Below are 9,334 nucleotides of genomic sequence, written 5' to 3'. Positions count from 1 at the left end.
TGACAAGATATTGCTTATATGTTAATATACTTGTGATCGCAGATTTGGTGGTCAGTTTTAAGAGGAGGTTCACCACAATGACGTATTTTAATAAGTTCAAAGCTCTCTTGATTGCTCCTGTTTTTGCAGGTGTAGTCTTTGCCGCCCCAGTCCATGCTGTGGCGACTCCCTCCATACAACCCATTACCTGTAGTATCGTGGCAGTTGGCACGAAGGACAGTGTTGGCCAGCCTGATAGCCGTTTTACAATCAGCGGCGGTATAGTCTCAGCCCAGGTCACTGTAACCGGTGACTCAAGCTGTCAGCAAAGCGTTACTATCGTCAGCTGGGAAGCTCCCAACCCCAAGAAGGGTAAGCCGTACGACAAGCAGCAGCTCTTCTCGCACATCACTGAGACATTTGGCGTTGGTACTCACACCATCGCTACGACTCTCCCTGACTGTGACTTCCAAGTCGACCTCGTTAAGGGGACTAGCGCTACTGACGCTAACGGTGGCCCACTCTACCCGAAAGGTAGCCTACTTGGCTCACTACACGGCGGTACTCAGGCCTGCGTAACTCCTCCGCCAACTCCTACCCCGACACCTACCCAGCAACCTCAGCAGCCTACTTCACTCCCCGTAACTGGTTCAGGCTTTATGCCCTTCCTGGTTGCCGGTGCAGCCGGTATCGGTACTATCGGTTTCATCTACCTCCGACAGATGAGACACCGACGCACCTCTTAAACCAAAAACTTTGAGTTAAAGACCGCACCCCGCTTAATCGGCGGGGTGTATTTTTACCCTGATCTACCCGTATGCTTGTCTAAAGCGCATTGTCCAAGCATCGACAACAACCTATAATAAGGTCTGAAAAGGAGGGGAGACCGTCTGATGAGTCAGGCGCTATACCGTAAGTACCGTCCCCGATCCCTAGAGGAAGCTGTCGGTCAAGAGCATATCACCAAAACTCTTCGATACGCTCTCAAAGAAGGACGCCTTAGCCACGCGTACTTGCTAACGGGACCGAAAGGAGTAGGCAAGACGAGCATTGCTCGTATTCTTGCTTATGCCGTTAACGATGTCCCATATGAGGACAACGCTTCGGCTCTCGACATCATTGAGATCGATGCCGCCAGTAACAACGGCGTTGAAGACATCAGAGATCTTCGCGAGAAAGTTCTACTCGCGCCCCTGAAGGCGAAGTACAAGGTCTACATCATCGACGAGGTCCATATGCTCTCGACGGCCGCCTTTAACGCTCTACTAAAGACCCTCGAGGAACCACCGGCTCACGTCATCTTTATCTTGGCCACAACAGAAGTCCATAAACTGCCGGCCACAATCGTCAGCCGCACCCAGCGCTTCCACTTCGCTCCTATCGAACCAGCCAAGATGGTAGAACTCCTTAAGTCAATCGCTGCAAAAGAAAAGGTGGCTATCGATGACGGGGCTTTACGACTTATCGCAGATTTTAGCGGTGGAAGTGGCAGGGACGCAGTCTCACTGCTTGACCAGATTACCAATAGCGCCAACGGACAACCAGTTACGGCAGAACTGATCCGTTCAGTCCTTGGTCTGCCACCACAGGAAATGGTTGAGTCACTACTCGAAAATCTTCTCGACGGTCAGGTCCAGGAGGTGCTCAGTCTGTACGAGTTGCTTCTAGCTCAGGGTGTTACCCCGACAGCCTTGATCAATCAGTTGACGCGCGAGCTGCGCTCCAAAACTCCAGGGGACAGCTCTCTGTATGAACTTATCGATCAATTGATCGATGTGCCGCGTGCGTATGACTCACAGCTTAAGCTTGAAGTCGTATTGGTGACCTTCGCAGCAAAGCGATCGCATGGCGACAAGCCCTCAGATGAGCCACCAAAACCACCATCTGGACACCCTGTTGAGGAGAAGAAGCCAACACCATCAAAGAAAGAGGCGGAGAAGAAAGCAACTGACAAGGCTGAAGTACCAAAGGTTACACCTAAGTCTGACGCGCACAAAGAGATGGATGAGGCGACTTGGAACGAGGTTATGGCAGCCGCCAAGGCGTCGAGCCCAACACTCTACACCGTCCTGAAACAGGCTATTCCTCACTTTGATAACGAGACATACGTTTTGACGCTAACCTATAGATATCCACTTCATCAGAAACGACTCGAGCAGGCTAGATACCAGAAGATGCTGACGGATTTACTCGCAGGTGTGCTTGGTTTAGCCCCACGCATAGAGATGATCCTCAACAGGAACGCCGTTCGCCACATCCCTGAACCTGATCAGATCGACGTCAGTGCCGAGAAGATCTTGTCAGATCAGAGCACAACGAGTACTGTTCTAGGTATCATGGGTGGAGGAGAGACGGTTGATGTCTGAGAAGAAGAAACCGGCCGGTAAGCTACCACCACAGAACGTTGACGCAGAGGTGAGTCTGCTTGGCGCTATCTTACTCGACGATGATGTCCTGATTCAGGTCAGCGACAAACTGACACCCGAAGACTTCTACGATCCCCGTCATAGAATGATCTACGACGCTATGCTCAGACTCTTCGAGTTACACAGCCCGATCGACTTACTGACACTCTCCGACGAGCTAAAAAAGCGATCTCAGCTAGAAGATGTGGGCGGATCAGCCTACTTAACCGAGTTAACCAATATGGTGCTGACCTCGGCGCATTCAGGTCAATATGCTGATATAGTCAACGAGAAAGCCATCCGACGCCGGTTAATCAAGACGGCCGGCGATATTGCCGCTCTCGGTTACGACGAAGAGGAACAGATGCAGATGCTACTGGAGCAGGCCGAGAAACAGCTCTTTGCTGTCTCAGATAAGGGAAGCAATGACGATCTTATCCCCCTGGAACAGATCCTAACGGAGAGCTTTGATCGACTCGATGAACTCCATAACGATAAGTCGAAGCTGCGCGGGGTGAGTACCGGTTATCCTGATCTTGATGGCAAGCTAGCCGGCTTTCAGCGCTCCGACCTCGTCGTCCTGGCCGCTCGCCCTTCAATGGGTAAGTCCACGCTGGCAGTCAACTTTGCCCACAACGTCGCCGTCGGCGATAAGTTACCGGTGCTTATATTCAGTTTAGAAATGAGCAAGGAACAGCTGGTTGATCGTATGCTTGCTGATGAAGCGGGTGTTGATGCCTGGAAGATTCGGACGGGGGACCTCAGTGACGAAGACTTTGAGAAACTTGGTCAGGCCATGGGTGTCCTCTCGGAAGCACCGATCTTTATAGACGATACGCCAGGTATCAGTGTTCTCCAGTTGAGGACAAAGGCCAGGCGACAGTCCCATGGTCAACCTTTGGGTCTCATCGTCGTAGACTATCTCCAGCTGATGTCGGGCGGAGGCAGGGGATATGGCGACAACCGTGTTCAGGAGATCTCCGAGATCTCACGAGGTCTCAAACTGATCGCCCGCGAACTCAACGTGCCCGTCTTAGCTCTCAGTCAGCTCTCCCGAACGGTTGAAACGAGGACACCACCGCACCCACAGCTCTCTGATCTTCGAGAAAGCGGCTCGATTGAACAGGATAGCGACGTGGTCATGTTTATGTACCGTGACGATTACTACAATGAGGAGTCTGATCGACCGCATATTACCGATGTCTTTATCAAGAAGCATCGAAACGGTCCGACTGGCAAGGTCGAGCTCTACTTCCACCCCGAGAGAATGCGATTCCTGTCTATCGATAAAAAGCACAGTAAGTAGATTTTCGCTCTTTACAATCGTGCAAAGTAAGATGGCTACAGCTTCTGCTTTTCCCGCCACAACATGTAGTGCATTAGTGCGCCGAGTGACTGCCCATCAGTAAGTTCACCTTCCTCTATCATGGCGAGGATCGACTTCCATGGTAGCGCTTTTGCCGGCTGTATGGCTTCACCAGTTTCGTGACGCTTCGGGACGTGGTGCAGTTCACGCGCCAAGAATACAAGATTGTGGTCATTCATTGGTCCGTTGTTCGAGGGATACATATCACCTAGTTGATCCCATCTGTCAGCGTGAAGGCCAAGTTCCTCCTCGAGTTCTTTCTGAGCCGCCCGTAGTGGCGTATCTCCTTGATCGATACCGCCGCCAGGAATTTCCCAACGCCAAGTTTGTAGCGGATATTTGAATGCTTCAATGACGTACACCTCGTCGCTGTCATTCTGAGCAATGACGAGTACACCAGGTTTTGACTCCACCACACTGTAGACGCCTTTAGTGCCACCAGGTGTTATTACGCTATCCTCACGTACAGTAAGATATGGGCCTTGATAGGCAATGCGACTAGTAAGTGTCTGCCAGGGATTCTTATTGTCTGATCGGTTCATATTCGAATTATATCAGTGATTTTTAACAGATGTATGTCCGGGTATGGGGTAGTCATTCGACTTATATCTTGATCATACTTATACTAAATGTTATAATATGCTAAAGTAGTCGTCCTATGTCTCCCGATAGTGATCCCCTGCAGCCCAGATTTTTGGCCCCGCAATTTGAGACGGGACTTGCTGACGTCGAGCATGATGGCGGACGAGATTCGGCGCTTCCTGGCAGAGTATCGATAGATGACGCTCGTGCGTTGCTGGCGGGCTATTTAGTACATGATCCAGCTGCCTCTGCTGAAGTGCAACCTCCCCAAGCGTTCCTAGGCCTTGAAACACCACTTGATGCGGTCGTGGACCGGGCACTTGAGATCATCGCCGAGACGCCTAATATCGGTCTCCAGGAGCTCGCATACCAGATCTTTGGCGAGAGTAGAAGCAGCCTCCCATATTCATATCTTGGCGAGCTACGAATCGCCCTATTGGGTCGCCCAGGTGTGCACAGATCGCGAGAACGTAATCCGAGGGATGAGCGTGGAAGAGGCAGAGAGCTTTATTCAGTGACTGCCGCCACGAGCGAAGAAATAACAGAAACAGAGGTAATGGTAGCTGAAGCGATCAGAATTTTACGATCTGACGACTCACGCCAACCCATTTCTGCCACGGGCCTTTACCGAAGGATATTTGGTGCCGGTCCGGTAGATCCAGTTATATTTAACTCTTTTACCAGCGCCCTTAAAGGTCATCCGAACGTGACAGCCTTACGCATTGGAAGCGGTAGGAGAAATCAAGGGTGGCGCTACAGGTATTCAGGAGGCGAGAGTTTATAGCAAGGTATCGAGGATAATGCCCACGAGCGTCTGATCGGCTTGCTGAACCGATTGAAAATAACAAAACATTGTAGCCAGCACACCACACAAACGATAGTGCGTTATAATAAGGACTACAGATGAAACCTAGCGTTCTACAGCAGCTTATCCTCTATCGATATCGCTATTGGCTGGCTTATAGCGTCCTGATAGCTGGCACTGTATTTCTGCTGACATTCGGACTGACACGAGTAGCACCTGGTATAAGTGCGGCCGGTCGTCAGAGTGTCATGACTAGCTACTACTGGGCATGGCCACACCTAAGGAGCGGCTTCGACGCAGTCAGTTTACCATACATACTGCTCCAAAAAGCAAGTGTGAGCCTGCTCGGACTATCCGTTCTCGCTGACCGCCTGCCAGGGGTCTTAATTGGCTTAGTGACGACCTTCCTCTTCTTCCTCTTTATGCGCGAACTTCACAAACCACATGTTTCAGTCCTAGCAACAGTGTTGTTTGCTACTTCCGACTGGTTCCTGGCCATTGCCAGGCGTGGTACGCCTGTCAGCATGATCCCGCTGGTTTGGATCCTTGTCTTTTACAGCGCCCTGCAGCTGATGCGCTTAAAAGAGTCGTTGGTTTGGGGTGCCTTCTTTGGATTCGCTATGGTTCTTGCTCTCTATACGCCATACGGCATCTGGGCCGTTGTAGCTGGCCTGTTAACCTTACTGATCCACCCGGAGATCAGACGGCGGGTCTCAGTCTTTCCTGGCCCTTCCAGGGCACTCGGTATCCTCATCTTCGTCGTTCTTCTGCTACCACTTAGCTGGAGCCTTTACAAAGATCCCTCACAGGCCTGGGAGCTGGCCGGTCTTAGCTCTCATCTGCCACACATCACTACCTTCCTTAACAATATCTGGCAGACCCTCCGGGCTATTACGTGGTATGCCCCGATCGACAATGCCTATCGTCTCGACCATCTGCCTCTTCTAGATATCGGCTCACTAGCTCTGCTCATCGCCGGGCTCTACCAGATCGTTCGTGACAGACATTCGGTCCGCACCCAGCTACTCGGTGTCAGCCTGATCTTGATCCTGATCGTTACTAACCTCAATCCAATGACACACGACTACGCCCTCTACCTTATCCCGGTCTTCATCATCATGGCCAGTGGCATAACTGTGTTGGTCAACCACTGGTACTCACTCTTTCCCCGAAACCCATACGCCAGAACATTTGGCCTTATTCCGATCGCCTTGCTTTTCCTGTTCATCGTCAACTATCACTATGAGAGATACTTTGTCGCGTGGGCTAACGCTCCGGCTACCTATGGTGTCTATTCGAACGACCTGACCTTGGTCAACGAACAGATCAAAGAACATCCCAACCTTCTGATCATCTCCCAGCCCCAGAACGTCTCCTTCTACACAATTCTCAGTCGTACTCATCCCGGCGTTCAGGTGGTCACCTCAACTTCATCCGCGCCATCAGGCCCGTTCCTGCTCGACAATGGCCTCAATCCACTCCCGTCCTTCCCTGGCGATACCTACACGCCAATCGTCAACGACGACATCCACGGAGCCCTCCGGTTCTGGCTTATCCAGCCTACTCCTAAAGAGAGTTGATGGTACAATACTAGAGAAAGATAAGAGGACATACACGTTATGGTATTTGATCAAGCTAAGATGATCATGAAGATGAAGAAGGCCCAGAAAGAACTGGCCAACGAAGTCATCGAGATCGAGGCTGGCGGCGGCGCCGTTATTGTCCGTATTACGGGCGAGCAGAAGATTAAAAAGATTACTATTGATCCCGAGCAGGTGGATCTCGACGATATCGGCGAGCTGGAGCGCTGGCTCGAGCAGGCTGTCCGCGACGCTATCGACCGCAGTCAGAAAGTGGCTGCCGAAAAGATGAAACCACTAATGGGCGGTCTGGGTCTCTAACGGCTACTTACACTAGGATCTCGACTGAAACATTATGGCCCTATTGCCACCTGCATTGACTAAACTGATCGAGGAACTCGGCAATCTGCCGGGTGTTGGGCCACGTACTGCCGAGCGATATGCGACCTATCTTCTGTCTGCCCCGCCAAGTGTCGCCAACCACTTAGCCGAATCACTCCGTGACCTTCATAGTAAGATCGGCTACTGCAAAGTAACCTTCGCCCTCGTTCCGGCCGGCCAAGAGCTATCTGACCTCTACACCGATCCGAGTCGAGACAAACAACAGGTAGCTGTTGTCGAGGAGCCGCTTGATGTCGTAGCTTTGGAGCGAACCGGTCAATTTAGAGGAACATACCATGTGCTTGGCGGTACCATCTCGCCGATTGATGGCCGCAGCCCCGACGAGTTACATATCAAAGAGCTACTCAAACGGATCAAAGACGATAAGGTCAAAGAGGTTATCCTGGCCACCAACGCTTCTGTTGAGGGAGAGGCAACCGCTCTCTACATCCAGCGCCAGCTGGAAGGACAGAAGCTGACAGTCAGCCGTTTAGCTCGGGGTATCCCAGTCGGTGTCGATCTCGAATATGCCGATCAGATCACCCTAAGCCATGCTCTCGAGGGGAGACAGACTATATGAACCAAGAGTGGCAGGCGGCATACGATGCGATCAAAGCCGCCAAACATGTCGTCGTAATTCAAGCCGATAACCCCGACTCAGATAGCGTCGGCTCGGCTCTAGCCCTTGAAGGGCTTCTACTTGATATGGGCACCGAACGGGTGACTCTCTATTGCGGCATGATGATCCCCAGATACCTGCGCTACTTCCACGGTTGGGATCGCATCAGTGACACCCTGCCTTCCGACTTTGATCTTTGGATAATGGTCGACAACAGCAGTCTACAGCTCGTCGGACACGCCATGGACGATCCAGTCTATGCGGCGACTTTGAAGAAGAAGCCAGCCGTTGTCTTCGACCATCATCCGACAATCAGAGAAGAGACCAGCGTCAAATCGCTTGGCGATCGCGTTATCTATCTGAATCATCCCGAATATATCGCTACGTCTGAGTTGCTCTTTCACTGGGCGACCGCCCTCAAGCTGCAGATCAGCACCGAAACGGCTACCCATATGGGCGGGGCGATTTTGGGCGATTCACTCGGCCTGATGAGCTCTGGCACAAAGCCCTCGAGCGTCCGAGCCATTGCTGACCTGATGGATCTCGGCTACAACATCAGCGAACAAGACGATGAACGACACGAGTTCGACAAGAAATCACCAGCCATTCTGGCCTACAAGGCGAAGCTGATCGAACGGATCAGCTACCACCTTGATAACCAGCTCGCCATGATCCACATACCATGGGAAGAGATCGAGAAATACAGTGACGAATATAACCCCTCAGCCCTAATCATCAGTGAGATGCGGATGGTCAAAGGCGTTCGCGTAGCTATCTCGATCAAGAGCTACCTGGGCGGGGTCTATACGGGCAAACTCCGGGCAAGCAATGATTCGAACTTTCTGGATAAGATAGCCTCGCATTTCGGTGGCGGGGGGCACGGCTATGCGGCCGGCTTTAAGATCAAAACGGATAAAGGTCTCGAGGAGGTCGAAAGAGAGATAATCGGTGTCGTCGAAGAGTGTATGAAAGCGTATGACACCGAGAAAAGGAGAGGAGACGATGAGCAACAAGACGTCTCATGAGCCAGATTTACGACTCTACAACACAATGTCACGTGAGGTCGAGGCGTTTACGCCGCTTCACGATAACCAAGTCACTCTCTACACCTGTGGACCAACCGTCTATGACTACCAGCAGATAGGTAACTACGCGACGTACATACGCTGGGATGTGCTGGCTCGGTTGATTAAATATCTTGGATATCACCTCGACTGGGTCATGAACGTGACGGACGTCGGCCACCTTGTCAGTGACGCCGATGAGGGTGAGGACAAGCTTGAAAAGGGCGCCCGACGTGAGGGCAAGAGCGCTTGGGACATAGCCGAGTTCTATCTGGACGACTTTAAAGAGAGTATGCGAGTACTCAATACACTTGACCCCACACACCTAGTCAAGGCGACCGATCATATTAAAGAACAGATCGCGCTGATTAAGAAGTTGGAAGAGAAAGGCTACACCTACGTTATTGACGATGGGGTCTATTTCGACACCTCTAAATTCAAGGACTACGGCAAGCTAGCCCGACTTGATATTGAAAACCTCAAAGCCGGTGCCAGGGTTGAGCTCAATCCTCAGAAGCGTAATCATACTGACTTTGCTCTCTGGAAGTTCTCA

10 protein-coding genes are annotated in these 9,334 nt (G+C 51.6%); 9 read left to right on the top strand and 1 reads right to left on the bottom strand.

Annotated elements, in window-relative coordinates; genetic code table 11:
* The first annotated feature begins 77 nt into the window (after positions 1-77).
* The 3 genes from VGS28_03175 (at position 78) to dnaB (ending at position 3,690) form a co-directional block, all read left to right on the top strand.
* Positions 78-725, top strand: a complete 648-nt coding sequence (locus tag VGS28_03175; GenBank protein HEV2412781.1) for a hypothetical protein — start codon at positions 78-80, stop codon at positions 723-725.
* Positions 726-872: 147 nt separating this feature from the next.
* Positions 873-2,345 (top strand): DNA polymerase III subunit gamma/tau, encoded by a 1,473-nt coding sequence (dnaX, locus tag VGS28_03170; GenBank protein HEV2412780.1) that lies wholly within the window; start codon positions 873-875, stop codon positions 2,343-2,345.
* Positions 2,338-3,690 carry a replicative DNA helicase gene (gene dnaB / locus VGS28_03165; GenBank protein ID HEV2412779.1) on the top strand — a complete coding sequence of 451 codons (1,353 nt, stop codon included), beginning with the start codon at positions 2,338-2,340 and terminating at the stop codon, positions 3,688-3,690. The genes dnaX and dnaB overlap by 8 nt, the downstream gene beginning before the upstream one ends.
* 35 nt (positions 3,691-3,725) lie before the next feature.
* Here dnaB and VGS28_03160 read toward each other — a convergent pair whose 3' ends face one another.
* Complete coding sequence (locus VGS28_03160) at positions 3,726-4,292, bottom strand: NUDIX hydrolase (GenBank protein ID HEV2412778.1); 567 nt, start codon at positions 4,290-4,292, stop codon at positions 3,726-3,728.
* A gap of 116 nt (positions 4,293-4,408) precedes the next feature.
* Between VGS28_03160 and VGS28_03155 the strand changes: the two genes are divergently transcribed.
* The 6 genes from VGS28_03155 to VGS28_03130 all read left to right on the top strand — a co-directional run.
* Complete coding sequence (locus tag VGS28_03155; GenBank protein HEV2412777.1) at positions 4,409-5,116, top strand: hypothetical protein; 708 nt, start codon at positions 4,409-4,411, stop codon at positions 5,114-5,116.
* Positions 5,117-5,235: 119 nt separating this feature from the next.
* Entirely contained in the window at positions 5,236-6,717 is a 1,482-nt protein-coding gene (locus VGS28_03150; protein HEV2412776.1) for a glycosyltransferase family 39 protein, read from the top strand.
* A 39-nt stretch (positions 6,718-6,756) separates the two neighbouring features.
* On the top strand, positions 6,757-7,038 hold the full coding sequence (locus tag VGS28_03145; GenBank protein HEV2412775.1) for a YbaB/EbfC family nucleoid-associated protein: 282 nt from the start codon (positions 6,757-6,759) through the stop codon (positions 7,036-7,038).
* 34 nt (positions 7,039-7,072) lie between these two features.
* A complete protein-coding gene (gene recR / locus VGS28_03140; protein HEV2412774.1) occupies positions 7,073-7,678 on the top strand; it encodes a recombination mediator RecR in 606 nt (201 codons plus the stop codon).
* On the top strand, positions 7,675-8,742 hold the full coding sequence (locus tag VGS28_03135) for a DHH family phosphoesterase (GenBank protein ID HEV2412773.1): 1,068 nt from the start codon (positions 7,675-7,677) through the stop codon (positions 8,740-8,742). Before recR ends, VGS28_03135 begins: the two co-directional genes overlap by 4 nt.
* A partial coding sequence (locus tag VGS28_03130; protein ID HEV2412772.1) for a cysteine--tRNA ligase occupies positions 8,693-9,334 on the top strand: 642 nt, incomplete at its 3' end. The genes VGS28_03135 and VGS28_03130, both read left to right, overlap by 50 nt.

It is taken from the genome of Candidatus Saccharimonadales bacterium, assembly GCA_035945435.1.
Taxonomy (GTDB): domain Bacteria; phylum Patescibacteriota; class Saccharimonadia; order Saccharimonadales; family DASZAF01; genus DASZAF01.
Note: the sequence above shows the minus strand (reverse complement) of the source record. Positions and strands in the feature narration are given on the sequence as shown.

What these genes read in the sequence shown, in the direction of transcription:
- VGS28_03175 (HEV2412781.1), top strand. Translation starts at nt 78, where the DNA reads ATGACGTATTTTAATAAGTTCAAAGCTCTCTTGATTGCTCCTGTTTTT.
- dnaX (HEV2412780.1), top strand. Translation starts at nt 873, where the DNA reads ATGAGTCAGGCGCTATACCGTAAGTACCGTCCCCGATCCCTAGAGGAA.
- dnaB (HEV2412779.1), top strand. Translation starts at nt 2,338, where the DNA reads ATGTCTGAGAAGAAGAAACCGGCCGGTAAGCTACCACCACAGAACGTT.
- VGS28_03160 (HEV2412778.1), bottom strand. Translation starts at nt 4,292, where the DNA reads ATGAACCGATCAGACAATAAGAATCCCTGGCAGACACTTACTAGTCGC.
- VGS28_03155 (HEV2412777.1), top strand. Translation starts at nt 4,409, where the DNA reads ATGTCTCCCGATAGTGATCCCCTGCAGCCCAGATTTTTGGCCCCGCAA.
- VGS28_03150 (HEV2412776.1), top strand. Translation starts at nt 5,236, where the DNA reads ATGAAACCTAGCGTTCTACAGCAGCTTATCCTCTATCGATATCGCTAT.
- VGS28_03145 (HEV2412775.1), top strand. Translation starts at nt 6,757, where the DNA reads ATGGTATTTGATCAAGCTAAGATGATCATGAAGATGAAGAAGGCCCAG.
- recR (HEV2412774.1), top strand. Translation starts at nt 7,073, where the DNA reads ATGGCCCTATTGCCACCTGCATTGACTAAACTGATCGAGGAACTCGGC.
- VGS28_03135 (HEV2412773.1), top strand. Translation starts at nt 7,675, where the DNA reads ATGAACCAAGAGTGGCAGGCGGCATACGATGCGATCAAAGCCGCCAAA.